This is a genomic window from Streptomyces sp. NPDC006872 (genome assembly GCF_040635845.1).
GTDB lineage: Bacteria > Actinomycetota > Actinomycetes > Streptomycetales > Streptomycetaceae > Streptomyces.
In genome coordinates this window covers 677,779-703,906 of the sequence record NZ_JBEYIL010000002.1, presented here as the reverse complement: position 1 = coordinate 703,906, position 26,128 = coordinate 677,779, and the positions used below count along the sequence as shown (strand labels likewise).

General features: G+C 70.4%; 26 protein-coding genes and 2 pseudogenes. 7 read left to right on the top strand and 21 right to left on the bottom strand.

Annotated elements, in window-relative coordinates; translation table 11 throughout:
- Positions 1-47: 47 nt before the first annotated feature.
- Positions 48-782, top strand: coding sequence for a TioE family transcriptional regulator (locus ABZ725_RS08165; RefSeq protein WP_358801902.1), 735 nt, complete (start codon positions 48-50; stop codon positions 780-782).
- 116 nt (positions 783-898) lie between these two features.
- Positions 899-1,546 carry a dihydrofolate reductase family protein gene (locus ABZ725_RS08160; protein WP_358801901.1) on the top strand — a complete coding sequence of 216 codons (648 nt, stop codon included), beginning with the start codon at positions 899-901 and terminating at the stop codon, positions 1,544-1,546.
- Between the two features lie 24 nt (positions 1,547-1,570).
- Here the strand turns inward: ABZ725_RS08160 and ABZ725_RS08155 are convergent, their stop codons facing one another.
- The 13 genes and pseudogenes from ABZ725_RS08155 to ABZ725_RS08095 all read right to left on the bottom strand — a co-directional run bounded on the left by ABZ725_RS08155 (position 1,571) and on the right by ABZ725_RS08095 (position 15,877).
- On the bottom strand, positions 1,571-2,665 hold the full coding sequence (locus tag ABZ725_RS08155) for a magnesium and cobalt transport protein CorA (protein WP_358801900.1): 1,095 nt from the start codon (positions 2,663-2,665) through the stop codon (positions 1,571-1,573).
- A 124-nt stretch (positions 2,666-2,789) separates the two neighbouring features.
- Positions 2,790-3,911, bottom strand: a complete 1,122-nt coding sequence (locus tag ABZ725_RS08150; RefSeq protein WP_358801899.1) for a PP2C family protein-serine/threonine phosphatase — start codon at positions 3,909-3,911, stop codon at positions 2,790-2,792.
- A gap of 107 nt (positions 3,912-4,018) precedes the next feature.
- Entirely contained in the window at positions 4,019-4,717 is a 699-nt protein-coding gene (locus ABZ725_RS08145; protein WP_358801898.1) for an alpha/beta hydrolase, read from the bottom strand.
- A 141-nt stretch (positions 4,718-4,858) separates the two neighbouring features.
- On the bottom strand, positions 4,859-7,093 hold the full coding sequence (locus ABZ725_RS08140; protein WP_358801897.1) for a helix-turn-helix domain-containing protein: 2,235 nt from the start codon (positions 7,091-7,093) through the stop codon (positions 4,859-4,861).
- 273 nt (positions 7,094-7,366) lie between these two features.
- Positions 7,367-8,035 (bottom strand): potassium-transporting ATPase subunit C, encoded by a 669-nt coding sequence (locus tag ABZ725_RS08135; protein ID WP_358801896.1) that lies wholly within the window; start codon positions 8,033-8,035, stop codon positions 7,367-7,369.
- A 6-nt stretch (positions 8,036-8,041) separates the two neighbouring features.
- Positions 8,042-10,174: a potassium-transporting ATPase subunit KdpB gene (kdpB, locus tag ABZ725_RS08130; RefSeq protein ID WP_358801895.1), complete on the bottom strand. Its 2,133-nt coding sequence runs from the start codon at positions 10,172-10,174 to the stop codon at positions 8,042-8,044.
- Positions 10,171-11,850, bottom strand: coding sequence for a potassium-transporting ATPase subunit KdpA (gene kdpA, locus ABZ725_RS08125; protein ID WP_358801894.1), 1,680 nt, complete (start codon positions 11,848-11,850; stop codon positions 10,171-10,173). Before kdpA ends, kdpB begins: the two co-directional genes overlap by 4 nt.
- Before the next feature lie 7 nt (positions 11,851-11,857).
- Positions 11,858-11,947, bottom strand: coding sequence for a K(+)-transporting ATPase subunit F (gene kdpF / locus ABZ725_RS08120; protein ID WP_358801893.1), 90 nt, complete (start codon positions 11,945-11,947; stop codon positions 11,858-11,860).
- A 505-nt stretch (positions 11,948-12,452) separates the two neighbouring features.
- Positions 12,453-12,665: pseudogene (locus ABZ725_RS08115) on the bottom strand (amino acid permease); the annotation flags it as partial.
- Positions 12,666-12,673: 8 nt separating this feature from the next.
- Positions 12,674-12,976 (bottom strand): ATP-binding protein, encoded by a 303-nt coding sequence (locus tag ABZ725_RS08110; RefSeq protein ID WP_358801892.1) that lies wholly within the window; start codon positions 12,974-12,976, stop codon positions 12,674-12,676.
- Between the two features lie 13 nt (positions 12,977-12,989).
- A pseudogene (locus ABZ725_RS08105) lies at positions 12,990-13,353 on the bottom strand (histidine kinase); the annotation flags it as partial.
- Positions 13,354-13,477: 124 nt separating this feature from the next.
- On the bottom strand, positions 13,478-14,644 hold the full coding sequence (locus ABZ725_RS08100; RefSeq protein WP_358801891.1) for an acyl-CoA dehydrogenase family protein: 1,167 nt from the start codon (positions 14,642-14,644) through the stop codon (positions 13,478-13,480).
- 33 nt (positions 14,645-14,677) lie between these two features.
- Positions 14,678-15,877, bottom strand: coding sequence for a CaiB/BaiF CoA-transferase family protein (locus ABZ725_RS08095; RefSeq protein ID WP_358801890.1), 1,200 nt, complete (start codon positions 15,875-15,877; stop codon positions 14,678-14,680).
- A gap of 144 nt (positions 15,878-16,021) precedes the next feature.
- Between ABZ725_RS08095 and ABZ725_RS08090 the strand changes: the two genes are divergently transcribed.
- The 5 genes from ABZ725_RS08090 (at position 16,022) to ABZ725_RS08070 (ending at position 19,633) form a co-directional block, all read left to right on the top strand.
- The gene (locus ABZ725_RS08090; RefSeq protein ID WP_358801889.1) at positions 16,022-16,945 is read left to right on the top strand and encodes a LysR family transcriptional regulator; all 924 of its coding nucleotides are present in this window, start codon (positions 16,022-16,024) and stop codon (positions 16,943-16,945) included.
- A 130-nt stretch (positions 16,946-17,075) separates the two neighbouring features.
- Positions 17,076-17,618: a phosphonopyruvate decarboxylase gene (locus tag ABZ725_RS08085; protein WP_358801888.1), complete on the top strand. Its 543-nt coding sequence runs from the start codon at positions 17,076-17,078 to the stop codon at positions 17,616-17,618.
- Complete coding sequence (locus tag ABZ725_RS08080) at positions 17,615-18,211, top strand: thiamine pyrophosphate-dependent enzyme (RefSeq protein ID WP_358801887.1); 597 nt, start codon at positions 17,615-17,617, stop codon at positions 18,209-18,211. Before ABZ725_RS08085 ends, ABZ725_RS08080 begins: the two co-directional genes overlap by 4 nt.
- 120 nt (positions 18,212-18,331) lie before the next feature.
- Positions 18,332-19,195, top strand: coding sequence for a hypothetical protein (locus ABZ725_RS08075; RefSeq protein WP_358801886.1), 864 nt, complete (start codon positions 18,332-18,334; stop codon positions 19,193-19,195).
- A 57-nt stretch (positions 19,196-19,252) separates the two neighbouring features.
- Complete coding sequence (locus tag ABZ725_RS08070) at positions 19,253-19,633, top strand: hypothetical protein (protein ID WP_358801885.1); 381 nt, start codon at positions 19,253-19,255, stop codon at positions 19,631-19,633.
- On the opposite strand, the gene ABZ725_RS08065 is transcribed toward ABZ725_RS08070, so the two are convergent.
- The 8 genes from ABZ725_RS08065 to ABZ725_RS08030 all read right to left on the bottom strand — a co-directional run bounded on the left by ABZ725_RS08065 (position 19,630) and on the right by ABZ725_RS08030 (position 26,070).
- A complete protein-coding gene (locus tag ABZ725_RS08065) occupies positions 19,630-19,983 on the bottom strand; it encodes a VOC family protein (protein WP_358801884.1) in 354 nt (117 codons plus the stop codon). The two genes, ABZ725_RS08070 and ABZ725_RS08065, sit on opposite strands and share 4 nt — an antisense overlap.
- Before the next feature lie 107 nt (positions 19,984-20,090).
- Entirely contained in the window at positions 20,091-20,570 is a 480-nt protein-coding gene (locus tag ABZ725_RS08060; protein WP_358801883.1) for a MarR family transcriptional regulator, read from the bottom strand.
- Between the two features lie 57 nt (positions 20,571-20,627).
- On the bottom strand, positions 20,628-21,647 hold the full coding sequence (locus ABZ725_RS08055) for a branched-chain amino acid ABC transporter permease (protein ID WP_358801882.1): 1,020 nt from the start codon (positions 21,645-21,647) through the stop codon (positions 20,628-20,630).
- Entirely contained in the window at positions 21,644-22,516 is an 873-nt protein-coding gene (locus tag ABZ725_RS08050) for a branched-chain amino acid ABC transporter permease (RefSeq protein ID WP_351917776.1), read from the bottom strand. The genes ABZ725_RS08055 and ABZ725_RS08050 overlap by 4 nt, the downstream gene beginning before the upstream one ends.
- Entirely contained in the window at positions 22,513-23,250 is a 738-nt protein-coding gene (locus tag ABZ725_RS08045) for an ABC transporter ATP-binding protein (RefSeq protein ID WP_358801881.1), read from the bottom strand. The genes ABZ725_RS08050 and ABZ725_RS08045 overlap by 4 nt, the downstream gene beginning before the upstream one ends.
- A complete protein-coding gene (locus ABZ725_RS08040) occupies positions 23,247-23,990 on the bottom strand; it encodes an ABC transporter ATP-binding protein (RefSeq protein ID WP_358801880.1) in 744 nt (247 codons plus the stop codon). Before ABZ725_RS08040 ends, ABZ725_RS08045 begins: the two co-directional genes overlap by 4 nt.
- Before the next feature lie 37 nt (positions 23,991-24,027).
- A complete protein-coding gene (locus tag ABZ725_RS08035; protein ID WP_358801879.1) occupies positions 24,028-25,332 on the bottom strand; it encodes an ABC transporter substrate-binding protein in 1,305 nt (434 codons plus the stop codon).
- Positions 25,333-25,749: 417 nt separating this feature from the next.
- A complete protein-coding gene (locus tag ABZ725_RS08030; protein ID WP_358801878.1) occupies positions 25,750-26,070 on the bottom strand; it encodes a hypothetical protein in 321 nt (106 codons plus the stop codon).
- Between the last annotated feature and the right edge of the window lie 58 nt (positions 26,071-26,128).

Genomic DNA, 26,128 nt, shown 5'->3' with positions numbered 1-26,128 from the left:
TATCGTTGAACTTTCGGTTGAAGCTTTTTCGTGATATCGGCAGGGTCATGGGACGAAACCTTCAAAGCGGTGAGCGGCTCAGGCCGGTCGACCTAGCGCGCGGGCACGGTCTGTCCACGCAGGCGATCAGGAACTACGAGGAGGCGGGCATCCTTCCGGCCGCCGATCGCACACCGCACGGCTACCGCACCTACACCCCGCTGCACGCGCAGGCCCTGCGCACGTTCCTCGCCCTGCTGCCCGGCCACGGCCACCGGACGGCGACGTCGATCATGCAGGCTGTGAACCGAGGCGCGGCCGAGGAGGCGTTCCGCCTCATCGACGAGAGCCACGCCCAACTCCTGGACGACCGGCGGACCCTCCAGGCGGTGGAGCGCGCCCTCGGCGGCCTGGAGCCCACCGGTGCGAAGGCAGATCCAGCCGTGTCCTCCGGGCCCGGCGGCATGTTCATCGGGCCGCTGGCGGAGCAGCTGGGCATCCGGCCCGCGACGCTGCGCAAGTGGGAGCACGCCGGGCTGGTCCGCCCGCGCCGCGACCCGCTGACCGGGTATCGCGTCTACGCCGACGCCGACGTACGGGACGCCCGGCTGACCCACCAACTCAGGCACGGCGGCTATCTGTTGGAGCAGATCGCCCCGCTGATCGCCCAGGTGCGGGAGGCCGGCGGACTGGAGCCGCTGGAGACTGCCCTGCGCGACTGGCACGGGCGGCTGTCCGCCCGCGGTCGGGCGATGCTGACCGGGGCCGCCGAGCTGGAGGCATACCTCCGTCGGCGCGGATGAGAGCGCGGCGATGACGGCCGCCGAGCCTCCAGGTTTCATGAGCGGGCTGTTCCGACGAGACTGGACGGAGGGAAGGAGGCGAGACTGGACGGAGGGAAAGGAAGGAGTCGCCAGCCATGTCACTCGTCCGAGTCCACAACTTCTCCATCTCGCTCGACGGCTTCGGCACCGGTGAGGGCCTGAGCCGTGACGCGCCGTTCGGCCACGCCGGCGAAAGGCTGCACGAGTGGATGTTCGCCACCCGGTTCTGGCACGAGATGACCGGCCGACCCGGCGGGACCGGCGGTGTCGACGACGCCTTCGCGCGGCAGTTCACGCCCGGGATCGGCGCCGAGATCATGGGCGCCGGGAAGTTCGGCCCGCCCGGATGGCACGAGGACCCGGAATGGAAGGGGTGGTGGGGGCCCGACCCGCCGTTCCACACACCGACCTTCGTCCTCACCCATCACCCGCGCCCGTCGATCGAGATGGCGGGCGGCACGACGTTCCACTTCCTCGACGCTTCACCGGCGGAGGCGCTCGCGGCGGCCCGCGAGGCCGCGGGCGACCTGGACGTCCGCATCGGCGGCGGACCCACCGTGATCCGTGACTTCCTTGCCGACGGGCTCGTCGACCGCATGCACGTCGTGGTGGCCCCGATCCTGCTCGGCCGAGGAGTACGCCTCTGGGACGGCCTGGAGAGCCTCGAGAAGGACTACAACATCGAGACTGCCTCCTCACCCAGCGGAGTCACGCATATGACCCTCACCCGTACGGGCTTCTGAGCCGTACGGCGGGCGGCCTCGCGATCAGAGCCACCCGTTGCGCTTGAACCCCCGGTGGATGACGAAGCAGGCGGTCGCGATGACAGCGAGGACGAGGGGGTAGCCGAAGCGCCAGCGCAGTTCGGGCATGTGGTCGAAGTTCATGCCGTAGACGCCGCACACCATCGTCGGTACGGCGACGATCGCGGCCCAGGCGGTGATCTTGCGCATGTCCTCGTTCTGGGCGACGGTGACCTGCGCGAGGTGGGCCTGGAGGATGGAGTCGAGCAGGGCGTCGAAGGCGGTGATCTGCTCGGTGACACGGGCGAGGTGGTCGGCGACGTCCCGGAAGTACGCCTGTATCTCCTTGTCGACACAGGCACGGGGTTCGGTGGCGAGCCGGTCGACGGGGCGGGCGAGCGGGACCACGGCCCGCTTGAGTTCGAGGAGTTCGCGTTTGAGCTGGTAGATGCGGCCGGCGTCGGCGCTTCGGGGGCTGTGCGGGGAGAAGACGTCGGTCTCGACCTGGTCGATGTCGTTCTGGACGGCGTCGGCGACGGTCACGTAGTCGTCGACGACGTGGTCGGCGATGGCGTGCAGAACGGCGGAGGGGCCCTTGGCCAGCAGATCCGGGCGGGCTTCGAGGTCTTCGCGCAGGGGGCCGAGGGAGCCGTGGCGGCCATGGCGGACGGTGACGGCGAAGTCGGGGCCGGTGAAGACCATGATCTCGCCGGTGTCGACGACCTCGCTGGTCGCGGTCAGTTCGGTGTGCTCGACGTAGGTGACGGTCTTGAAGACGGCGAACAGGACCTCGCCGTACTGCTCGGCTTTGGGACGCTGGTGGGCGTGGACGGCGTCCTCGACGGCGAGCGGGTGCAGGCCGAACAGCTCGGCCACCCGCGCGAACTCCGTCTCGGTGGGTTCGTGCAGGCCGAGCCAGACGAAGCCGTGGTCGCGCTTGCGCACCCGGGCGATGGATTCCTCGACGGTGGGAGCGGCCTCCTGGCGGACGCCGTCGCGGTAGATGACGCAGTTGACGACGGTCGAGCCGAGCGGGGAGCGGGCCGGGTGACTGAGGTCCACGCGCCGTCCCCGCCACGCGAGACGGGCGACTTTGCGCAGGTTGCCGACCATCGACATGCGGTGTACTCCTTCGCCGGGATCCGACCAGTCTGCCAGGTGACGAAAAGGGAACCGTCAGCCCCAGGACCTGGGGCGCAAGGCAGTGGGCCGGAACCGGCCAGGGCGAGGTCGGCGCGCGGGATCAGACGGTCAGGCGGCGGATCGCGACGACGGCCGCGTCGTCGCCGAGGTGTCCGTGGACGTAGGCCAGCAGGTCGTCCCGGAGACGGCGCAGGAATTCGTCGGGCTCGTCCTTGGTCCACTCGGGCGCACGTTCGGTGAAGGGGTAGAAGACTCCGTCGGCATCGCGTGCTTCGATGACGCCGTCCGTGTAGAGCAGCAGCAGGTCACCGACCTCGAACGGAAACGTCTGGACGTCGTAGGCGGCGATGCCGAAGACTCCGCCGAACCCGATCGGGAGGTGGCTCGCCTCGGCCATGAGCGGGGTGAGGCGACTGCCCTGCAGGAGCAGCGGCGGTGGGTGGCCGCAGGTGATGAGGTGGACGACCGGATCGTGGTCGGGGATGTCCAGCAGCGTGACGGTGGCGAAGTCCTCGTTGGTGTCCTGCTCCGCCTGTGATCGCCACTGGCTGGTGTCCCAGCGGAACGCGGCGTCCAGGTGGACGGCCAGACGAGGGAGGGTGGCCTGCCGATGGGCGGCTGCGCGGAAGGCGCCGAGCAGCAGGGCCGCGTTGTTGATCGCGGCCAGGCCGCTGCCGCGTACATCGCCGATGAGGAGCCGGGTGCTGTGCTGGGCAGTCCGTGCGGCCGCGTACAGGTCTCCGCCCAGGTCGGCTTCCTCCTCGGCAGGGATGTACATGCCTGCGATCCGCAGCGCGCCGGTGTGTGCGGGCAGCGGCCGCAACAGCACACTCTGCGCCGCCTCCGCCACCGACCGCACCCGGTGCAACTGCCGCTCACGCCGGTCCCGCACCACGCAGACGGTGACGCAGACGATGGAGACGACGATCAGGGCGGCGATCTGGGCCTGGATGTTGGCGGTGGGCAGAACCCCTCTGAGCACGCCGATCAGCACCTGGGCCGCCACCGCGAGAGCCCCCATCAGCGCCGTCACGCGGGCGCCGGCGAACGCCACCGTGATCGCGGGTGCCGCCACCAGCAGCGGACCGAGGTGGATGTGCGGCGGAGCCAGCACATCCACCACACAGACCGTGACGATCAGCCCCACCGGGAGCACGACCAGCGCGGGCGCGTGACCCGGCCGCCAGGGACGCCGCAAGTCCAGCCATGGTCGAAGGGCCATGCCTCAAGCCTGCCACTGACACCAGGGCGGTGGACTTCCCCGTCGGCCGACCGGACTCCTGGAAGACAGGCGGAGCACCGCACCTACAGGCGCAGCGCCGGCAGACGCTAGGCCTGGCCGTTGGTTCCCTGGGCGGCCTGGGCGATGACGGCGGCCACGACGGCCGGGCGGGAGACGTAGACGGCGTGGCTGCCGGGGGTCTCGGAGACGGTGGCCTTGGCCCGCTCGGACATGGCGCGCTGGGCGGCCGGCGGGATCATGCGGTCGTCCGTGGCGACCAGGTACCAGGACGGCTTGCTCTGCCAGGCCGGTTCGGAGACGGCCCCTTCGAGGGCCTCGACGCCCCATGGGACCTGCGAGTCGGCCATGAACGCCGCCTGCTTCTCGGGCACGTCGGCGGCGAACGAGGCCGCGAACCTGTCCCGGTCCAGGAACAGGAAACCGTTCTGGGGCGGCAGGATCGGCGGGACCGGCGCCCCGGGCGGCGGATCGGCGATCAGGGAGCTGACCGACTCGCCCTTGTCCGGCGCGAACGCGGCGATGTAGGCGAGCGCCGCGACGCCCGGATGGCTGCCGGCCTCGGTGATGACGACACCGCCGTAGGAGTGGCCGACCAGCACGGCCGGGCCGTCGAGGCCGTCGAGGACCTGGCGGGTGGCCGCGACGTCGCCGGCCAGCGAGAGGGTCGGGTTCTGCACGACGGACACCTTGTATCCGTCGGCGCTCAGATGGTCGTAGACCCCCTGCCAGCCCGATCCGTCCACGAAGCCGCCGTGCACGAGCACGATGTTCCTGATCGTTGCCATGGTCACTCCTGACCTGGAGGGACAGCGCCTTGACGGCTGTCCCGGTGCACACCAGTCAAGTCGAAGAGAGGCGGCCGGACCACGCAGAACAGCACGCAGAAGTACCCGCCCGATCCCCCGCCGGCAACGCCTTGGACGAGGTCAGCGCGTCGCGGTCGCCGCGGCCTGGCAGCGGCTGCTCGCCTCGGTGTCCCCGATCGCCTCGAAGACCTGCGCGGCCCGCGCGTAGGCATGGCGGCTCTCGTCGGTGCGGCCTTCGTCGGCCAGCAGGGCGGCCAGTGTCTCCAGGGCGCCGGCCTGCCGGAAGTCGGACATCTGAAGCGTGTCGACGGCGTCGGTGCCCTCTGTGAGCGTGGTGATCGCCTCCGTACGGCGGCCGAGGCGTTCGAGACAATGGCCGATGCGGATCAGCGCGAGGGGCCGGCTGAGGGCCACGACGCTCGATGTCATCCCCGACTCCGGGTCCTCCAGCAGGGCGAGCAGTCCGAGGTACTGCTCCAACGCTTCGGCGTGGCGCCCTTCGTCGAGACGGCAGTGGGCGATGTGGGCGAGGCACTGGACGCAGGAGTCGATGTCGCCGATGGCCCTGAACATCTCCGACGACCGGGACGACGCCGCGACGGCCTCGTCGAACCGGCCGAGCAGACGCAGTGCCGAAGACGTGTACTCGTGTGCCCAGGCGATCTGCGCCGTGGCACCGGCCCGGGTGGCCAGCTCCATCGCCTGGGCCGAACACCGCAGCACGGCCTCCGGGTCGCTGGGCGGCACCGAGTGGACCCAGGCCAGATAGTTCAGCTGGGTCGCCTGCTGCGCCAGGTCGCCGAGGGCGTCGGCCGCCTCCGCTCCGAGCGTGAACACCTCGCGCCAGTGCGGGCCGTGCGCCCACAGATCGGAGAACCAGTGCATCGACTCCGCGCAGTCGAGGACGAGGGCGTGCCGGCCGCTGCCCGCCGCGGCCCGCATCGCGCCCAGCCAGTTGTCCACGTTCGCCCGCAGCCACCCTTCGGCCTCCTCCGGGGAGGACAGGACGGCGAGATCGGGGTCGGGCCGCTCGGGGCGGCCGTAGCCGGGTTCGAACCATCGCCCGGACAGCGTGGCCGTCCGCAGCAGCCACGAGGTCACCCTCCCCGTCAGCGCCTCGCGCTCGGCCGCGGCATCCTCCTGGTGGAGCCGGTCGCGGGCGAACAGACGGACCAGGTCGTGGAAGCGGTAGCGGCCCGCGTCGCTGTCGTACAGCAGGCCGAGGTCGACGAGGTCGTCCAGAGCCTCCCAGGCGTCCTCGACCGGCACCCCGCCGACGACGGCGGCCAGGGCGGCGTCGAAGTCCTGCCCCGGCACCACGGCGAGCCGCCGGAACATCCGCCGCGCGGAATCGGCGAGCTGCTCGTACGACATCCCGAACGCGTTGGCAATCTTGAGATCACCGGCCTTGAACTGATCCAGCCTGCGCTCCTCGTCCCCCAGCCGGGCGGCGAGTTCGGCGGCGTCCCAGCCAGGCCGGCTGACCAGGCGGTTCCCGATGATGCGCAGCGCCAGCGGCAGACCACCGCACAGCTCGGCGAGCCGTGCGAGGGCCGATTCCCCGTCGGAGGCGGAACGGTCGCCCAGAATCCCGGTCAGCAGTCGCGTGGACTCCGGCAACGCCAGGGGCCCGAGGACGAGCCTGCGGACGCCCTCCAGACCCGACAGCAACCGCCGGGTGGTGATCAGCGCCCTGCCCGCGCCCCCTCCCGGAAGCAGCGGGCGCACCTGTTCCTCCGACGCGGCATTGTCGAGAACGACAAGGACACGCCGGTCCCGCAGCAGCGACCGGTACAGGGAGGCGCGTCCCTGGGTGTCGGCCGGGATCTGCTGATCCGCGACCCCGAGAGCGCACAAGAGCTGCTGCAGTGCGTCATCGGCGGCCAGAGGCCGCTGGGACATGCCGAACAGGTCGAGGAAGAACACCCCGTCGGGGAAGCTCGGCCGCACCGAATGAGCGGCGCGGACGGCGAACGTGGTCTTCCCCAGGCCCGCAGCGCCGGTGACGACCCCCACCACGCCGACCCCCGGCGAGCTCTCGGCGTACACCAGCTCGCTCACCCAGACCAGTTCCGCCGCACGGCCGGTGAAGTCGTCGACCGACCGGGGCAGTTCGCACAGACCCGTCGGACGCGCCCAGTGATCGCGCAGCCGGCCCTCGCGCGCCAGCTCGATCAGCTGTTTGCGCGCATCGCCCTCCAGCCCGAGCGCGTCCGCCAAGGCGTTCACGGTCCGATGTTGAGGTCCCCTGCTGCGTCCGCGCTCCATGTCCGACAGGGTCCGCGCACTGACCCCCGACACCTCGGCCAACTGATCCAGCGTCAGACGTGCTGCGCGCCGATGAGCGCGTAACACCTCTCCGAAACCGAGACGTCCAGTGATGGAGCCACACCCCCCTCAGCGACGAAGGCGCCCCACCCCCGCCGCAAGCGAGCCGAAAGCCGGCTCGTACGATCTTTCGCCGCGCACGTTCTACCACCTCTGATCCCCTACCGGGAACCTCCGGCGGACGCCGGCGCGCAGCCGGGCCAGGAGCTCGTCCATGCGGAACCGGCCTCATGGCGGCGGGAGTCGACACATCGGGGTGCCCCCCGGTCCGCCGACTCCCGCGTGGTGCGCGTAAGGCCATCAGCTCTTCGCCACGAGTTCCTTGAGCGCGATGTTGAGCTCGAGGACGTTGACGCGGGGTTCGCCGATGAAGCCCAGCGTGCGGCCGTCGGTGTGCTCGTCGACCAGCTTCTGCACCTGGGCGACGGACCGTCCGTTCTTCTCGGCGACCCGGTGGACCTGGATGTCCGCGTAGTCCGGGGAGATGTCCGGGTCCAGACCCGAGCCGGACGACGTCACCGCGTCGGCGGGCACGTCGGAGGGCTTGACCGTGTAGCCGCCGACCGAGTTGTCCTTGACGACGGCGGCCTTGGCGGCCGTCACCCAGTCGATCAGGTCCTTGTTGTCACCGGAACGGTTCGTCGCGCCGGACAGGATCAGCTTGTACCGGGTGTTGACGCTGTTGGTGCCCAGGCCGTTCTGCGGGCGGCCCTGGAACCACTTCAGGTCGGGCTCCGGGGTCTCCTGGCCCTTCTTCAGCGGCAGGTTGTACGACTGGCCGATGAGCGACGAGCCGACGACCTTGCCGTCCGCCTTGATCTCCGAGCCGTTGGCCTTGTCGTTGAAGAGGGCCTGCGCCACACCGGTGACGGCCAGCGGATAGATCACGCCCGTCACCACCGTCAGCACCAGCAGGGCGCGCAGCCCCGCCCACAGCAACCGAGCGGTGTTCGATACCGAGTTGTTCATTGCCGATCAACCGATTCCGGGGATGAGGGAGATGAGCAGGTCGATGAGCTTGATGCCGATGAAGGGCGCGATCAGCCCGCCGATGCCGTAGATCGTGAGGTTGCGCCGCAGCATCTTGTCCGCGCTCACCGGCCGGTACTGCACACCCCGCAGGGAGAGCGGAACCAGCGCGATGATGATCAGCGCGTTGAAGATGACCGCGGACAGGATCGCGGAGTCCGGTGAGGACAGGCCCATGACGTTGAGCTTGTCCAGGCCCGGGTAGACGGCCGCGAACAGCGCCGGGATGATCGCGAAGTACTTCGCGACGTCGTTGGCGATGGAGAACGTCGTCAACGCACCCCGGGTGATGAGGAGTTGCTTGCCGATCTCGACGATCTCGATGAGCTTGGTGGGGTTGGAGTCCAGGTCCACCATGTTCCCGGCCTCCTTGGCGGCCGAGGTACCGGTGTTCATGGCCACACCCACGTCGGCCTGCGCCAGCGCCGGAGCGTCGTTGGTGCCGTCACCCGTCATCGCGACGAGCTTGCCGCCCGCCTGCTCCCGCTTGATGAGCGCCATCTTGTCCTCGGGAGTGGCCTCCGCGAGGAAGTCGTCGACGCCCGCCTCGTCCGCGATCGCCTTGGCCGTCAGCGGGTTGTCACCCGTGATCATGACGGTCTTGATGCCCATGCGGCGCAGTTCGTCGAACCGCTCCCGCATGCCCTCCTTGACGACGTCCTTGAGGTGGATGACGCCCAACACCCGGGCGCCCTCGGCATCCTCGACCGCGACGAGCAGCGGGGTGCCGCCCGCCTCGGAGATCCGGTCGGTGAGCGCGCCGGCGTCCTCGGACGCCTCGCCGCCCTGCTCCCGGACCCAGGCGACGACCGAACCGGCCGCGCCCTTGCGGATCTTGCGCCCGTCGACGTCCACGCCCGACATACGGGTCTGGGCCGTGAACGCGATCCACTCGGCGCCCTCGAGTTCTCCCTGCCGGCGCTCGCGCAGCCGGTACGTCTCCTTCGCCAGGACGACGATGGAACGGCCTTCCGGCGTCTCGTCGGCCAGGGAGGAGAGCTGGGCGGCGTCGGCCAGTTCGGCTTCGGCGGTGCCGGTGACCGGCACGAACTCGGACGCCTGACGGTTGCCGAGGGTGATGGTGCCGGTCTTGTCGAGCAGCAGGGTCGACACGTCGCCCGCCGCCTCCACCGCACGCCCCGACATGGCCAGCACGTTGCGCTGCACCAGCCGGTCCATGCCCGCGATGCCGATCGCCGACAACAGGGCGCCGATCGTGGTCGGGATGAGGCAGACCAGCAGCGCCACCAGCACGACCATCGTCAGATGCGTGCCCGCGTAGTCCGCGAACGGCGGCAGCGTGGCGACGGCCAGCAGGAAGACGATCGTCAGCGAGGCGAGGAGGATGTTGAGCGCGATCTCGTTCGGCGTCTTCTGCCGGGCCGCGCCCTCGACCAGAGCGATCATGCGGTCGATGAAGGTCTCGCCCGGCTTCGTCGTGATCTTGATGACGATCCGGTCGGAGAGGACCTTCGTGCCGCCGGTGACGGCGCTGCGGTCGCCGCCGGACTCCCGGATGACCGGAGCCGACTCACCCGTGATCGCCGACTCGTCGACCGACGCGACGCCCTCGACGACGTCACCGTCGCCGGGAATGATGTCGCCGGCCTCGCAGACGACCAGGTCGCCGATGCCCAGTTCGGTGCCGGGCACCTGCTGTTCCACGGAGCCGTCGAGCCGACGTGCGATCGTGTCGGTCTTGGCCTTGCGCAGGGTGTCGGCCTGCGCCTTGCCACGGCCCTCGGCCACCGCTTCCGCGAGGTTGGCGAAGACGACCGTCAGCCACAGCCAGGCGCTGATGGTCCAGCCGAACCAGTCGCCCGGGTCCTTGAAGGAGAAGACCGTGGTCAGCACGGACCCGATCCACACCACGAACATCACGGGGGACTTGACCATCACCCGCGGGTCGAGCTTGCGAACCGCGTCAGGCAGCGACTTCAGCAGCCGCTTGGGGTCGAACAGACCCGCGCCGACACGTCCTTCGGCGGGCTTGTGACCGGTCGGCACATCGCTGTACGGCGCCCGGGTCGGGGTGGCAGTGGACATCGAGTCCTCTTGCTTCTCTGTACGGGTGGTCATGACGCCAGCCCCTCGGCCAGCGGACCCAGCGCCAGCGCCGGGAAGTAGGTCAGACCGGTGATGATCAGGATCGCGCCCACCAGCAGACCCGTGAACAGCGGCTTCTCCGTGCGCAGGGTCCCCGCGGTCGCCGGCACCGGCTTCTGCTCGGCGAGCGAGCCGGCCAGCGCCAGCACGAACACCATCGGCAGGAACCGGCCCAGGATCATCGCCAGGCCCAGCGTGCTGTTGAACCACTGCGTGTCCGCGTTCAGACCGGCGAACGCCGAACCGTTGTTGTTCGCAGCCGAGCTGTAGGCGTAGAGGATCTCGGAGAAGCCGTGCGCCCCGGAGTTCGTCATCGAGTTGCCCGGGGTGGGCAGGGCCATCGCCGCGGCGGTGAAGACGAGCACCAGCGCCGGGGTGATGAGGATGTAGCAGGCCGCGAACTTGATCTCGCGGGTGCCGATCTTCTTGCCCAGGTACTCGGGCGTACGGCCCACCATCAGACCGGCGATGAACACCGCGATGATCGCCATGATCAGCATGCCGTAGAGGCCGGAGCCGGTACCACCCGGCGCGATCTCGCCGAGCTGCATGCCCAGCATGGTGATGCCGCCGCCGAGACCGGTGAACGAGGAGTGGAAGGAGTCCACCGCACCGGTCGAGGTCAGCGTGGTCGACACCGCGAAGATCGACGACGCGCCGACGCCGATGCGCTGCTCCTTGCCCTCCATCGCGCCGCCGGCGATGTCGAACGCCGGGCCGTGGTGCGCGAACTCGGTCCACATCATCAACGCGATGAAGCCGACCCAGATCGTGGCCATCGTCGCCAGGATCGCGTACCCCTGCTTGAGGCTGCCGACCATGCGGCCGAAGGTGCGGGTCAGCGCGAACGGGATGACCAGGAGGAGGAAGATCTCGAAGAGGTTCGTGAACGGGGTCGGGTTCTCGAACGGGTGGGCGGAGTTGGCGTTGAAGTAGCCGCCGCCGTTCGTCCCGATCTCCTTGATGGCCTCCTGCGAGGCGACCGCGCCCCCGTTCCACTCCTGCCGGCCACCCATGCTGTGCCCATTGAAAAACTGACCGACCTCGTGGATGCCGGAGAAGTTCTGGATGGCGCCGCACGCCACCAGGACGATCGCGGCGAGCACCGAGAACGGCACGAGGATGCGGACGACACCGCGGACCATGTCGGACCAGAAGTTGCCGAGCTCACCGGTGCGGGACCGGGAGAAACCGCGGACCAGCGCCACCGCGACGGCGATGCCGACGGCCGCGGAGACGAAGTTCTGCACGGCCAGCCCACCGGTCTGCACCACGTGGCCCATGGCCTGCTCGCCGTAGTACGACTGCCAGTTGGTGTTCGTCACGAAGGACGCGGCGGTGTTGAACGCCTGGTCCGGGTCGATGGCCGCGAAGCCCAGCGAACCGGGCAGATGGCCCTGCAGCCGCTGCAGCAGGTAGAGGAAGAGAACGCCGACCGCCGAGAAGGCGAGAACGCCGCGCAGGTACGCAGGCCAGCGCATCTCGATGTCGGGGTTGGCGCCGATGCCCTTGTAGATCCACTTCTCGACACGCCAGTGCCTGTCGGAGGAGTAGACCCTGGCCATGTAGTCGCCGAGCGGGATGTAGGCGAGCGCCAGCGCCCCGATCAGGGCGAGCAGCTGGAGCACACCGGCAAGTACGGGACCCATCTGTGTCTCAGAACCTCTCCGGGAAGATCAGGGCGAGGACGAGATAGCACAGCAGGGCGACGGCCACGACCAGGCCGACGATGTTCTCGGCGGTCACAGCTTCGTCACCCCCTTGGCGACGAGAGCCACCAGCGCGAACACCGCGATCGTGGTGAGGACGAAGGCCAGGTCGGCCATCGCTAGCTCCTAGAAGAGGTTCGGATGGAACGTTCGGATTGAACGGACGATTAGAGGAAACCGCCTCCGTGACCGGATTCGGCCGCCGTTGACACCTCCCTTACGGCAACGAGTCCGGCTTTGACGGAACCCATACGGCGACCCCCGCCATCTGCGGGAACGAATTCAGAGGCGGGGAAACGCGCAGAAGCCGCGATCAGGAGACCCGGAACCACAGGCGGCAGATCACCGCGTCCGTGTCCCGGCGTACGGCGTGCGCCACCACCGCACCCCGCTGGTTTGCAACAACCTCCCCCACGCTCGGCTTCGCTCGCGCGGGGGGGGGACCCCAGCCACAGCCGCTCCGGCTCGACCTCGGCGATCAGAACGGTCACTCAGGCATCCGGCTCGGCCGCGGCCGTCTCGGTGACCGACAGCCGCCGCTGCACGTAGTCCAGGACCAGCGAGGCCGCCGCGACCAGGCTCGTGCGCGCCCCCAGATGCGTCTTCGCCACGGCCTAGGACCCGCCGCCGTCCGGGAACGCGGCGATCACCTGCCGGTACGAGGCGACCAGCACCGCCGGCAGACCCGCGATGGCCGGCGTCACCGGCAGGGTGAACCCGAGGCCGTGCGCGCCCGCGGCGGCCGGGACGAGGACGGGAGGGCTCACCCGCCCTTTCCCACGCTGCGCGTGCCACTGGGGTGTCCGACCCGCTCGGCGAAGGGCAGGGACACCACCATGGTCAGGCCCCCGCCGGGCGTGTCCTCCGGGGTGAGGGTGCCGTCCATCGCCTCGGTCAGGCCGCGGGCGAGGGCCGGCCCGAGGCCGAGGCCGGTGGTGTTGTCGGTGTCGCCGAGCCGCTGGAAGGGCTCGAAGAGACGGTCGCGGTCCGTGGACGGCAGCCCTGGGCCGCGGTCGACGACCCGTACCTCGACGCGGCCCCCGTGGGCGCTGGCAGTCAGCAGCACCCTGCGGCCGGTCCTCGATGTCCTGCCGGCGCTTGGGGGTTGCGGCCGCCGCCCGGGACGTTGCTGTGGGCGAACTCGTCGACGATCGCGACCTGCGGCCGGCGCGCGAGGACCGCGGCGAGGTCCATCTCCTCGAACCGGCCGCCGCGGTGGTCGCAGGGGACACGTGCGACGACCTCGAGGCCGTCGAGCATCGCCTCGGTGCGCGCACGGCCGTGGCACTCCACGAACCCGACGACGACGTCGGGGCCGCGCGAGGCCCTGCGCCGGGCCTCGTCGAGCATGCGGTAGGTCTCGCCCACTCCGGGAGCCGCCCCGAGGTAGACCTCCAGTCGTCCGGGCACCACGTCACCCGGCCCGGGCGATACCGCGCTCATCCCGATGATCAACTCCCCTGGGGAACGGCCTGCTTCCTCCCACCGAAGCCGATCCACCGCACCCGTCGCGCCGGCCGGCACACCGACGACATCGCCCTGCTCCTGCTTCGGCCCAGCCACTGCTTCACCCGTCGAGGCCTCCGCGCTTGACGAGTTGGCTCGCGATGACGTTCCGCTGGATCTCGTTGGTGCCCTCGCCGACGATCATCAACGGGGCGTCCCGGAAGTAGCGTTCGACGTCGTACTCGGTGGAGTAGCCGTAACCCCCGTGGATGCGGACGGCGTTGAGGGCAATCTGCATGGCCGTCTCGGAGGCGAAGAGCTTCGCCATGCCGGCCTCCATGTCGACCCGGCGGCCCGCGTCCGCCTCACGGGCGGCGTACAGGGTGAGCTGGCGGGCCGCGGTGAGCGAAGTGGCCATGTCGGCCAGGTGGTTGCCGATCGACTGGTGCTGCCAGATCGGCTTGCCGAACGACTCCCGCTCCTGCGCGTAGGCGAGCGCGTCCTCCAGGGCCGCCCGGCCGACGCCGAGGGCGCGGGCGGCGACCTGGAGGCGGCCGGTCTCCAGGCCCTTCATCATCTGCGCGAACCCCTTGCCCTCGACACCGCCCAGTACGGCGTCGGCCGGAGCCCGGTAGTCGTCGAAGGACAGCTCGCAGCTCTCCACGCCCTTGTAGCCGAGCTTGGGCAGGTCGCGGGAGACCGTCAGCCCCGGCCCGTGCTCGACCAGGAGGATCGAGATGCCCCGGTGTGCGGGGTTCGCGTCCGGGTCCGTCTTGCAGAGCAGAGCGATGAGACCGGACCGCCGGGAGTTGGTGATCCATGTCTTCGCACCGTCGACCGCATAACTGTCGGCGTCCCGGCGGGCGACCGTGCGCATGGCCTGGAGGTCGGAGCCGCCGCCCGGCTCGGTCAGCGCCATCGTCGCGCGGACCTCGCCGGTGGCCAGCCTCGGCAGCCAGCGGCGCTTCTGCTCGTCGGTCCCGAAGTGCAGCAGCAGCTTGGCCACCACCGTGTGCCCGCCCATCGCGCCGGCCAGACTCATCCAGCCGCGCGCCAGCTCCTCGGTGATCAGCACGTAGCAAGGGGTGGAGACGCGTGTGCCGCCGTACTCCTCGGGGACGGCGAGGCCGAAGACGCCGAGCCGCTTCATCTGCTCGATCAGTGCCTCTGGGTAGATGTCGGCGTGTTCGAGCTCCCGGACCACCGGCTTGACCTCCTTGTCGACGAAGTCACGCACGGTCCGGACGATGAACTGTTCGTCCTCGGACAGGATGTCGAGAGTGCTCATGCTGTATCGCTCCCGGAAACACGGTCGTCGGCGTCAGAGGACTCGGTCGGCTCGTAGGGCATCGATCTCGGCCGGGCCGTAGCCCAGTTCGGCGAGGACGGTCTCGGTGTGCTCGCCCACGGCCGGGACGGCGTCCATACGGGGTGTCACACCCGCCAGATCCGCCGGCGGCAGCAGGGCCGGGACCTCCACACCCGCGGGAATCGGCACATCACGCCAACGACCCCGGGCGCTGAGCACCGGATGGGCCAGGAAGTCCTCGACGTCGTTGACCCCGGCGTTGGCGATGCCCGCCTCGTCCAGCGCCTTCGTCACCTCGCCGCTGTCCGAGCGGGCGAAGCGCTCGGCCACGATCGCGTCGAGTTCGGCGCGGTGGGCGACCCGGGCGGAGCCGGTGGCGAAGCGAGGGTCGGCGACGAGGCCGGGGGCCTGGAGGAAGCGCTCGCACAGGGCGACCCACTCGCGTTCGTTCTGGACGGAGAACAGCACGTCCTTGCCGTCGGCGCAGGGGTAGGCCCCGTACGGGGCGATGGTGGCGTGCTGGGTGCCGATGCGCGGGGGCTGGGTTCCGCCGAAGCGGGTGTAGTAGGCGGGCTGGCTCATCCACTCGGCCAGGGCCTCGAACAGCGACACCTCCACCGCCCGTGCGACACCTGTGGTCGCCCGCGTGAACAGGGCGGTGAGGACCCCGGAGTAGGCGTACATGCCGGCGGCGATGTCGGCGATGGAGACCCCCACGCGGGCGGGCCCGTCGGCGTTCCCGGTGAGCGAGACCAGGCCGGTCTGGCACTGGACCAGCAGGTCGTAGGCCTTGCGGTCGGACCAGGGGCCGCTGGAGCCGTATCCCGAGATCGAGCAGGGGATCAACGACGGGAAGCGTTCGCGCAACGCGTCGGCTCCCAGGCCCATCCTCGCGGCCGCCCCCGGCGCCAGGTTCTGTACGAACACGTCCGCCCGGGCGAGGAGTCGCTCCAGGATCTGGCGGCCGCGCACCGATTTCAGGTCCAGGGTCAGGGATTCCTTCGAGCGGTTGAGCCAGACGAAGTAACTGGACTCGCCGTGCACGGTCGTGTCGTAACGGCGGGCGAAGTCGCCGTCTCCCGGGCGCTCCACCTTGATGACCCTGGCTCCGAGGTCGGCCAGCTGGCGGGTGGCGAAGGGGGCCGCCACCGCCTGTTCGACACTCACGACGGTGATGCCGGACAGCGGCAGGGCTTCGGGTTCCTCGGTCATTGCGTTGGCCTCCAGGAGTGGGGTCGACCCTCCGGAGTAACATCATGGGTGCTCATGGCAGCATGAGAGAAATAAAAATTCCTGATGACACCATGCCCAGTGCGGATGGCGGTCGGACGGTGGGCGGATGGGGGCGGGAGAGCCGTGGACGTCAAACAGCTCAAAGCGCTCGTCACGGTCGCCGAGGTAGGGAGCGTCACCCGGGCCGCCGAGCTGCTGCATCTGGTGCAGCCGGCCGTGACCCGGCAGATCCGCACCCTCGAACAGGAGCTCGGCGTCCTGCTGTTCGAGCGGACCCGGCAGGGCATGCGGCCCACCGAGGCCGGGACGATCATGGTGGAGCGGGCCCGGCGCGCGCTGAACGAGCTGGAGCGGGCCCGCGCCGAGGTGCAGCCCACGCCGGGCGCGGTGACCGGCATCGTCACCGCCGGTCTGCTGGAGAGCACGACCGATCTGCTGGCCGAGCCTCTGGTATCGGCCCTGGCCGAACAGCATCCGGGCATCGAACTGCGCCTGATGACCGGCTACTCCGGGCACCTCCAGCGCTGGCTCGACGACGGCGACCTCGACCTGACCCTGCTGTACAACCTGGACAGCACACCGTCGCTCAACGCCCGCCCTCTGGTGCGGGAACACCTGTGGGTGGTCGCTCCGCCCTCCGCCGGACTGCGGGCCGCACGGCCCGTGTCCTTCGCCGAGGCGGCGGCCCATCCCCTGGTGATGCCCGCGTCGGGCCACGCCCTGCGTGCCCTGATCGACGCCGCCGCGGCGCGGGCCCGGGCCGCCCTGGAGGTGGTCGTCCAGACGAACTCCATGCGGGTGCAGAAACAGCTCGTGCTGGCCGGGCACGGCTGGACCATCCTGCCGGGCGTCGGCATCGCCGAGGACGTCGCGAACGGCACGCTCAGCGCCGCGCCCCTGTGCGAGCCCGAGGTCTGGCGGTCGATCGTGCTCGCCACCCCGCGCTCCGGCCGGACACCGCCCGCCGTGGAGGCCGTCGCGCGCGAACTCGTACGGCAGATCGACGCGGCCGTGCGGCAGGGCAGATGGCCCTCCGCGCAGGCATAGACGCAGACATAGACGCCAGACATAGACGCAGACACAGGCACAGGCACAGGTGTGGCCATGCAGGCAGGGCATACCGGGATCACGCTTTTTTATTGTTCAACGCCATCCATCAGCGCCCATGATGTGCGGCATGAACGAGACCTCCGCACCCGCGCCGCCCTCCTGGCAGGAGGACGTGTTCGCCGCCTTGAAGAAGCGTGGCGTCCAGCAGATCGCCTACGTCCCGGATTCCGGTCACTCCCATGCCATCCGTGCGGCCCGGCGGGACCCCGCGATCCACGACGTGGTGCTGACCACCGAGGAGGAGGGCGTCGGCGTGGTCGCCGGGGCCTGGCTCGGCGGGCAGCGCGCGGTGCTGCTGATGCAGAGCAGCGGCGTCGGCAACTGCGTCAACATGTTCTCCCTGCTGCAGATGTGCCGGTTCCCCTTCCTCACGCTGGTGACCATGCGCGGCGAGTACGCCGAGTTCAACCCGTGGCAGGGCCCCATGGGCCGCACCACGCAGCAGGCGCTGGAACTCATGGGCATCACCGTGCTGCGCGCCGACGCCCCCGAAGACGTCGAGGAGACCGTGGAGGCGGCCCTGGACTCGGTGTTCGAGGCGGGCGAGCGTGTCGCCGTGCTCCTCGGACAGAAGCTGATCGGCCGCAAGAAGTGGAAGCGCAACCGATGACCGCCGACGCCGTCGCCCGTCTCGACCGCCGCCGTTTCGTCGCCGACCTGATCGCCCGGCTCCCCGAGGACGCCCTGCTCGTCACCGGCCTCGGCTCGCCCAGCTACGACGTGTTCGCGGCCGGCGACCGCCCCGGGAACTTCTACCTCTGGGGCGCGATGGGCGCCGCCGCCCCGCTCGCCCTGGGCCTCGCCCTGGCCCGGCCCGACCGCCCGGTCGTGGCGATCACCGGCGACGGCGAACACCTCATGGGCATCGGCGCGTTGGCCACCATCGGTGCCCTACGCCCGGCGAACCTCGCCCTCGTGGTCCTGGACAACGCCCACTTCGGCGAGACCGGCATGCAGCCCAGCCACACCGGACTGGGCACCGACCTCATCGCGGTCGCCCAGGGCTTCGGCATCCGCCACACGGTACGGATCACCGACCTCGCCCAGACCGAGGCCCTCGCCACCCTCATCGAGGCGCGCACCGCGACGACCTACGCCCAGGTCCTCATCGCCGCCGATGAACCGCCGCGTGCCCTGCCGCCCCGCGACGGCGTCGCCAACAAGAACTCCTTCCGCGCCGCGCTCGGTCTGAGCACCTTCTGATCCAGCGCTACGAGTTCCCTCGGCGGCGAGAGCCGAACGGGAACTCCCCGCTGTCGCTGTCTGTCTGTCTGTCTGCCTGCCTGTCTGTCTGTCTGTCTGTCTGAAAGGCGAAACGAGCCCATGCCCGCACCCCTCGCCTCCTACGTGGAGTCATGGCGCCCCGAACCGGTCACGGACGAGGACGCCCTGCCGCCCGGTCCGGCAGCGGCCCTGTCGGCGCTGCTGGACCTCCCCGACAACGCCGCCGAGTCCGGCGACCCGCTGCCGCCGCTGTGGCAGTGGCTGTATTTCCTGCACTGGCCGCCCCAGCGGGCTCTCGGCCCCGACGGACATCTGCGGGACGCCCGCTTCCTGCCGCCCGTCCCCGACCGTCGGCGCATGTTCGCCGGAGGGCGCTGCGACATCGTCGAGCCGCTGTGCGTCGGCGAGCCGGCCGAACGCGTCAGCAGCCTGGCCGCGGTCACGCCCAAGCGGGGCCGCACCGGCGAGCTGCTCTTCGTCACCGAGCGTCAGGAGTTCCGGCAGAACGGCCGCACGTGCCTGGTCGAGGAGCAGGACATCGTCTACCGCTCCGGCGACGGCCCGACGTCCCGGCACCCGACCGCCGTCGACGACACCGCCCTGCCCGAGCCCGAGGGCGCGTGGCAGCTGCCCCTGCGGCCGGACGAGACCCTGCTGTTCCGTTTCAGCGCGCTCACCGCCAACGCTCACCGCATCCACTACGACACCCCGTACTGCCGCGAGGTGGAGGGCTATCCCGGTCTCGTCGTCCACGGCCCGCTGCTGGCCCTGCTCATGCTGGAACTGGTCCGCGCGAACGCCCCGGAACGCCAGGTGCGCTCCCTGTCCTACCGGCTGCACCGGCCCGCGTTCGTGGGTGAGCACCTCCTCGCCGACGGCACGTCCTCGGCCGGACCCGCCCGCCTGCGCATCGCGACTCACCGCGAGGCCCGGCACGCCACCGCCGAGGTGACCTTCGGATGACCCGCAGCACATCACGCGACGGTGGTTCGCCGTGACGGCCACACGTGTGTCGAGCGCATGGCTCACCTTGTCGGCTCGGTAGCCGTCCACCGAGGCGTCCCGCAGCAGCAGTTCGTAGGCCCCCGCGATGCGGGAGCGAAGCGCCTCAGCCTCTTCGCGCACGACGTCGCGTCGCTTCACGGCATCGGCGGCAGCGCCCGGCGAGCGGATGGCGTCGAGGGAGAGACCTGCCTCCTTGGCACGCAGGATGACGGCGACGCGGGTGAGGTGCGCACGGCCGTGTTCACCGGGCCGACGATGTTGCCCTTGCTCACCGGTCTGGCCGAAGCGGCCTGCTCCACCGGCGCTGTCACCGGCGAGCAGACAGCCGGCTGGATCGCGGAGCAGCTCGAGCGGACCGAGGCCGACCGCCTCTTCCTGGCGCTGCCGATGTTCTAGGCGGGCTGCCACAGCTCCACGCGATTGCCCTCGGGGTCGGTGACCCAGCCGAATCGGCCGACGCCCTCCATGTCCTGGGTGTCTGGGGCCACGTCCGCTCCCTTGGCGCGCAACTGCGCGAGCATCGCGTCCAGGTCGCGGACCCGGAAGTTGAGCATCGTCTGCTGGGCGCGGGACCCGAAGTAGTCGGTCTCGGACTCGAACGTCGCGAACACCGTCGGCCCGGCGTCCTGACGCCACAGGCCGTGCTCATCGGCATCCAGGCCCAGGCAATCGCGATACCAGGCTCTCAGGGCCGCGGGGTCGGCCGTCCGCATGAAATATCCACCGATTCCAAGCACACGTTCCATGTCGCCATCCTGCCAGGACGGCGATCGGGCGGGCCCGCACCACACCCCCATCGCCCGCGAAGCCGTCGCCGCGCTCGCCTTCTCTCTCCCCCGGGGTCACCGCCCTCTCAGGCGTCCTGGTGTCGCCCCGTGAGGGAGGCGAATCCGTCCTCCAGCCCCTGGCGGAACGCTGACCGCTGTTTCTCCGGCATGTCCCGCAGCAACTCGTCCTCGAGCTTGTGCACCGCGGGCGCGCACGCCGTCAGCAGCTCCGCCCCGGCCTCCGTCAGGCGGGCCTCCATGATCCGCCGGTTGCCCGGAGCGTGGGTGCGCTCGATCAGCCCGCGTTCCTCCAGCGAGCGCACGATCTCGTGCATCGTCTGGGGCCTGACGAAGGAGCGACGAGCCAATTGGGCGGAGGAGAGCCCGCCTCGGTGCTGAAGCACGGTCAGGGCCGTGTACTGGAACGTCGTGAGTCCGTACGGCCGCAGGGCCTCGTCCATGAAGGAACGGATGGCCAGCTCGAGCTGCTTGACGAGGTAGATCGTCAGCGGGACCTGGTGGCTCTGCGGGTCCGACTCCGGATCCGGCCCGGCTGGCTCCGTCATCGTGCGCACCTCTTGGTCGGTCGTCGTCGGGAAGGCCGGGCGAGGCCGCCGGAGAGGTCAGCCGACCGGTGTCCGCACCCGGTGACCGACCGGCAGTAGTTCAAGGTCATGTCGGCGTGCCACGGTACCCCACAGGCCACGGGGCATCCACAGCGTCATCCCGATGGCCAGCGCGCCCAGCCCGATCAGGTACCAGGTGCCTCCGATGTCACCGAACCAGTCCTGCACCAGGAAGAACACGATCGCTCCGACGATCGGCCCCTCGAAGGTGCCGAGACCGCCGATGACCACCATGAAGATCATGTAGGCGGACCACTGGACGCCGAAGATAGAGTCCGGCTGCACCCGCAGGGTGCTGGCGAGCGTGAGACCGCCGGCCGCCGCGCAGCCCACCGCCGCCAGCACGAAGACCAGCCGTTTCGTCGAGGCGACCCGTACGCCGACGGACGTCGCGCCCACCGGGTCGTCACGGATCGCCTCCAGCGCGGACCCCGGTGCGCTGCGCAGCAGGACGAAGACGGCCAGCAGGAGCAGGCTCATCAGCGCCAGGGCGAGCCAGTACACCTGGGCCTGGCGCACGGCCGGATCGGCGGCCGACAGACCGGTGAGCGAGCGGCCCGAACCGCCGCCCAGCGAAGGCGTGTTCACCACGATCAGCCGGAAGAACTCGGCGATGGCCCACATGCCGATGGCGAACTGCCCACCGGTGAGCCGGAACGCCAGCAGCGAGGTGGGTACGGCGACGGCGCCCGCGAGCAGGGCCGCCAGGACGACCGCGACGAAGGGGCTGACCCCCCGGTCGACGAGGAGGAAGACGCCGTACGCGCCCAGTCCGATGAAGCCCTGTTGGCCGACGGAGACCAGTCCGGCGTAGCCCGCCAGCGCGTTCCACATGGCCGCGATGATGACCAGGACGAACAGGCTCGTCAGTTTCGCGGTCACGTCGGGGGTGAAGGCGAAGGGGGCGAACGCCAGGGCGACCAGCAGGGCGGCGAGGGCCCCGGACGCCGTACGGGAGAGAGGCGTCCAGCGGTGGATGGTGGCGGCGCCGGGGTGCACCGGTGATGCGATGGTCATGTACGGCTCCTTCTCATGCCGAGCAGTCCCTGCGGACGGAGGGCCAGGACCGCGAGGAACACCGCGTGACCGGCCACGATGGAGAAGCGCGGGTCCGCCTCGGCGCCGACCGTCTGGGCGATGCCGAGGACCATGCCCCCGGCGAGCGTCCCCCACAGCGAACCGAGCCCTCCGATGACGACGACCTCGAAGGCGAACAGCAGCTGGGTGGGTCCCATGGACGGACTGAACGAGGACCGCATCGCGAAGAACGCGCCCGCGAGACCCGCGGTGGCGACGGCGATGGCGGCGGCCCAGGCGTAGACCCGGCGGCTGTCGATCCCGACCAGCTCGGCGGTGTCCGCGTCGGCGGCGGTGGCGCGGATGGCCCGGCCGATTCCGGTGCGGGCCAGCAGCAGTTGCAGCCCGCCGAGGAGCGTGACCGCCACCAGCACGGTGAGCACCCCGAGGTAGGGGATGCTCACCGACGACCCGAGCTGCAGACCGGAGGTGGCCAGTGAACCGACGTCCAGGGAGCGGGAGTCGGCGGAGAAGATCTCCAGGAGCACGTTCTGCAGCACGATGGCGAGACCGAAGGTGGCCAGCATCGACGACATCTCGCCGGTGCGCAGCGCCTTGCTGAGAATGCCCCGCTGCAGCGCCACTCCGACCAGGCCCATGACGGGCAGGACGAGCAGGACCGCGAAGAACGGGCTGATGCCGATCGCGGCGGCCACGACCGCGACGAGGAACGCGCCGAGGACGGCGAGGTCGCCGTGGCTCAGGTTGACGGTCCGCATGACGCCGAACATCAGGGAGAGACCGCAGGCGAAGAGCGCGTAGACGCCGCCGAGCATGACACCCTGCACGATCGCGTTGATCCAGTTCACGCCGGCTCCTCCCGGACGGTGGTGACGGTCGCCCGGCCGAGCCCGAAGTAGGCCTCGACGACCTGTTCGCGAGTGACCCTGCCCGCGGGCTCGTCCAGGACGACGCGGCCTTCGAGCATGCACAGCACGCGCCGGGCCACCCCGAGGGCGCGGCCGAGGTCCTGCTCCACGAGCAGCACGGTCGTACCGCCCGACAGGATCGTGCCGAGCGAGTCGTACAGGGTGTCGACGACGATGGGGGCGAGGCCCAGGGAGACCTCGTCGAGCAGCAGCAGCCGGGGGTTGGTCATCAGCGCCCTGCCGATGGCCACGGCCTGCTGCTCGCCGCCCGAGAGGTTGCCGGCGCGTCGCTTCAGCAGCCCGTCGAGCAGGGGGAAGGCGGCCACGACGGCGGCCAGGTCCCACGGTCCGGGGCGTCGTGCCCGGGTGGCGACCAGCAGGTTCTCCGCCACGGTGAGGTCGGCGAAGAGCCGCCGTCCCTCGGGGACCAGGGCGATCCCGGCCGCGACGCGCTCGTGCGCCCGACGGTCCGTCACATCCGTGCCGTCCAGGGCGATCCGGCCCTGGGCCGGTCGGTGTGCTCCGGCCATGGCCCGCAGGAGGGTGGACTTGCCGGCGCCGTTGGCCCCGACCACCGCCACGACCTCGCCCTCGGCCACGGAGAACGACAGGTCGCGGACCGCGCGCAGCAGTCCGTGGCGCACTTCGAGGTTCTCTACCGACAGCAGGCTCATGCCGCGCTCCCGAGATAGGCCTCGACGACCCGGGGGTCGGCCATGACGGCGTCCGGTGCGCCCTCGGCCAGGACCCGGCCCTGGGCGAGGCAGACCAGCCGGTCGATCACCCGCAGCAGCGCGTGCAGGACGTGTTCGATCCACACGACGGCGATGCCGTCGGCGCGCAACTGCTGGATGGTGGCGATGAGTTCGTCCGTCTCGGCGTCGGTGAGCCCGCCGGCGATCTCGTCGAGGAGCAGCACCTGTGGGTCGGTGGCCAGCGCGCGTGCCATTTCCAGCCGCTTGCGGTCCAGCAGGGTGAGCGCGGCGGCGGGCTTGTTGGCCTGGGCGAGCATGCCGCAGCGTTCGAGTACGTCGAGCGCGTGCCGCTGGGCCGCACGGCGCCGGTGTGAGCCGCCCTGTACCGACGCGACCAGTACGTTCTCGTACGTGGTCATGCCGGTGAAGGGGCGTGGCACCTGGTGGGAGCGGCCGATGCCGCTGCGGCAGCGGCGGTCGGCCTTCCAGCGGGTCACGTCCTGGCCCTGGAAGGTGACGCTGCCCTCGGAGGGGGTCTGGGCACCGGAGAGGATGTCGAGCAGGGTCGTCTTGCCGGCGCCGTTCGGTCCGACGATGCCCAGGGCCTCGCCGGGGGCGAGGGTGAGGTCGATGCCTTCGAGGACGACCAGGCTGCCGAAGCGGCGGTGGATGCCGCGCGCGGAGAGGACCGGCGGGGCCTGGACCGCCGGCCCCGTCATCCCCCTCCCGGCCGTCTGCGTCCTCGATGTCACCGGGTCAGCTGAGCGGCTCAAGTTCGCCTCCGACCGGGATGTCGTCGAAGGCGCCGTTGTCGACGATGACGGGCTCGACGGCGAACCCGCTGCCGCCGGTGGCCTCGCGCCACTGGGCCATGACCAGCCCCTGCGTGGACACGTTCTTCACCGGCCCGCCCCTCCAGTCCAGCGGCCCGGCGATGGTCGTCAGCCTGGCCTTGCCGAGGGCGGCCGCCAGTTCCTTGCGGTCCTTGGGGTCGGAGGTCTGCCGCAGCGCATGGACCGCGACCTCGAAGAGCGCCATGTTCGACCCGATGACCTGGTTCCACTGTTTGCCGGTCGACTTCTCGTAGTCGTCGGCCAGTTGCTGGGAGCCCTGGTGGGTGAGCGTGGAGGTGTACGGGTACTTGGGCGACCACCAGAAGCCGGCGGTGAGGCCGTGGCCGAGCGATCCGAGCGCCTCGACCTGGGAGGGCAGGAGGCCGGTCTTGGCGATGCTCGCGATGCGCGGCCGGTAGCCCTGCTGGCGGGCCTGCTTCCAGAAGGTGGCGAAGTCGGGCGGCAGGGGGAAGGTGTTGAAGATCTCGGCGTCGGCCTTCTTGAAGGCCGCGATCTGCGCCGAGTAGTCGTTCGTGCCGTCCTCGTACGCCCCCGGGTCGACGATGGTGAACCCGCTCTTCTTCAGCCCCGGCCCGAGTCCCTGCCGGATCGCCTTGCCGTCGGGGTCGTTGGGCCACATGACCCCGACCCGCTTGTTGGTCTCCACGCCGCCGTTGGTCCACAGCGAGGTGTAGGCGGCCTGGATCTCCGCGACGCCGATGAAGAAGTGGTACGTGTACGTGAACGGCTTCTCGGGGGTGGCGCCGCGGCCGAAGTACCAGGCCTCCCACGGCACGGCGGTCGACAGACAGGGGATCTTGGCGGCCTCGCACGCGTCGGCGACGGGATTGACCGTCTCCGGTGTGGAGGTGACCAGCATCAGGTCGATCCGCTCGCCGTTGATGAGATCGGTCGCGACCTCCGCGGCGGTCTGCGGGTTCGACTGGCTGTCGCGGTCGACGATCTCGACGGAGTACTTCTTGCCGCCGATCTTCAGCCCGCCCTTGAGGGCGGTGCGCATCTGCTTCAGCAGGTACGCGTTCGGTTCGCCGAAGCCCGCCGCCGCGCCCGTGCTGGGCGAGACATAGCCGATCCGGAGGACGGTGTCGGTCTGCGCGGCGGACTCCTTGATGCCGCCGCAGGCGGTCAGCAGTCCGCCCGCGGAGAACAGTCCGGCGGCTCCGGCGGTGCCCCGCAGAAGGGATCTTCGGGACAAACTGCTGTTCATGGGTGCGCTCATCAATGCCTCCGGGCATGTCGAGGGAGCGGAAGGGAGGTGGCGAAGCCGTAGGGAGATGCCGGAACCGGCGGCGGGGGACGGCGGGGTCGGCGGCGCAGAGCGGTGACGGGTCCCGCCACGGGGCCGGCTGGGTAAGCGACGGCCCTATATCAGGAACCCTGATGATGGCCATCATGATGCATACGCCGACTGCGGATGACAAGGGTGTTGCCGAGACATGTCCGGCGGGCCCGCCCGCTCACCCCCGGAGAGCGAAGCGGCCGCGACGGCCTCGACGCGGCCCGCCCGACGGGCCTGACCAGCACCGCAGGGGATTTCGTCGAGCGCGCTCGGCGGACAGCACAGGCTTCATGGACTCGACGGACTCGAAGTCGGCCCGGCGGCAGGCCCCGAGAGCCGCCGCCGTCACGCTCCGATGCCGGGTTCGGGTACCGGCTTGCCCGGCGGTGTGAAGGCGGCAAGGACCGTGGCCGTGATGTGGTCGGCGGCGCGGTCCGCGGTGAGACGGCCGGCACGGATCTCTTCCGACGCGCTGTGCATGACCGTGTGCAGGACGTTGACCAGCCACGCGATCGGCAGGTCCGTACGGAAGACGCCCTCGGCGCGGCCACGGGCGAGCAGTGCCTCGACCCGGGCGGCGGGTCCGTTGTGCAGCTCACGAATGCGCCCCGCGGAAAGCTCCCGCTCCCTCGCCCGGATGCTGCCCGATCTCCCCCGCGCGGCCACCGGTTCCCTCGACATACCCGGTGCCGCCCTGGTCGCCGTCGCGACCGGAGCCCTCATC

Coding starts and splice junctions, on each gene's coding strand:
- ABZ725_RS08165 (WP_358801902.1), top strand. CDS start 48: ATGGGACGAAACCTTCAAAGCGGTGAGCGGCTCAGGCCGGTCGACCTA.
- ABZ725_RS08160 (WP_358801901.1), top strand. CDS start 899: ATGTCACTCGTCCGAGTCCACAACTTCTCCATCTCGCTCGACGGCTTC.
- ABZ725_RS08155 (WP_358801900.1), bottom strand. CDS start 2,665: ATGTCGATGGTCGGCAACCTGCGCAAAGTCGCCCGTCTCGCGTGGCGG.
- ABZ725_RS08150 (WP_358801899.1), bottom strand. CDS start 3,911: ATGGCCCTTCGACCATGGCTGGACTTGCGGCGTCCCTGGCGGCCGGGT.
- ABZ725_RS08145 (WP_358801898.1), bottom strand. CDS start 4,717: ATGGCAACGATCAGGAACATCGTGCTCGTGCACGGCGGCTTCGTGGAC.
- ABZ725_RS08135 (WP_358801896.1), bottom strand. CDS start 8,035: ATGAACAACTCGGTATCGAACACCGCTCGGTTGCTGTGGGCGGGGCTG.
- kdpB (WP_358801895.1), bottom strand. CDS start 10,174: ATGACCACCCGTACAGAGAAGCAAGAGGACTCGATGTCCACTGCCACC.
- kdpA (WP_358801894.1), bottom strand. CDS start 11,850: ATGGGTCCCGTACTTGCCGGTGTGCTCCAGCTGCTCGCCCTGATCGGG.
- ABZ725_RS08100 (WP_358801891.1), bottom strand. CDS start 14,644: ATGAGCACTCTCGACATCCTGTCCGAGGACGAACAGTTCATCGTCCGG.
- ABZ725_RS08095 (WP_358801890.1), bottom strand. CDS start 15,877: ATGACCGAGGAACCCGAAGCCCTGCCGCTGTCCGGCATCACCGTCGTG.
- ABZ725_RS08085 (WP_358801888.1), top strand. CDS start 17,076: ATGAACGAGACCTCCGCACCCGCGCCGCCCTCCTGGCAGGAGGACGTG.
- ABZ725_RS08080 (WP_358801887.1), top strand. CDS start 17,615: ATGACCGCCGACGCCGTCGCCCGTCTCGACCGCCGCCGTTTCGTCGCC.
- ABZ725_RS08075 (WP_358801886.1), top strand. CDS start 18,332: ATGCCCGCACCCCTCGCCTCCTACGTGGAGTCATGGCGCCCCGAACCG.
- ABZ725_RS08070 (WP_358801885.1), top strand. CDS start 19,253: ATGGCTCACCTTGTCGGCTCGGTAGCCGTCCACCGAGGCGTCCCGCAG.
- ABZ725_RS08065 (WP_358801884.1), bottom strand. CDS start 19,983: ATGGAACGTGTGCTTGGAATCGGTGGATATTTCATGCGGACGGCCGAC.
- ABZ725_RS08060 (WP_358801883.1), bottom strand. CDS start 20,570: ATGACGGAGCCAGCCGGGCCGGATCCGGAGTCGGACCCGCAGAGCCAC.
- ABZ725_RS08055 (WP_358801882.1), bottom strand. CDS start 21,647: ATGACCATCGCATCACCGGTGCACCCCGGCGCCGCCACCATCCACCGC.
- ABZ725_RS08045 (WP_358801881.1), bottom strand. CDS start 23,250: ATGAGCCTGCTGTCGGTAGAGAACCTCGAAGTGCGCCACGGACTGCTG.
- ABZ725_RS08040 (WP_358801880.1), bottom strand. CDS start 23,990: ATGACGGGGCCGGCGGTCCAGGCCCCGCCGGTCCTCTCCGCGCGCGGC.
- ABZ725_RS08035 (WP_358801879.1), bottom strand. CDS start 25,332: ATGAACAGCAGTTTGTCCCGAAGATCCCTTCTGCGGGGCACCGCCGGA.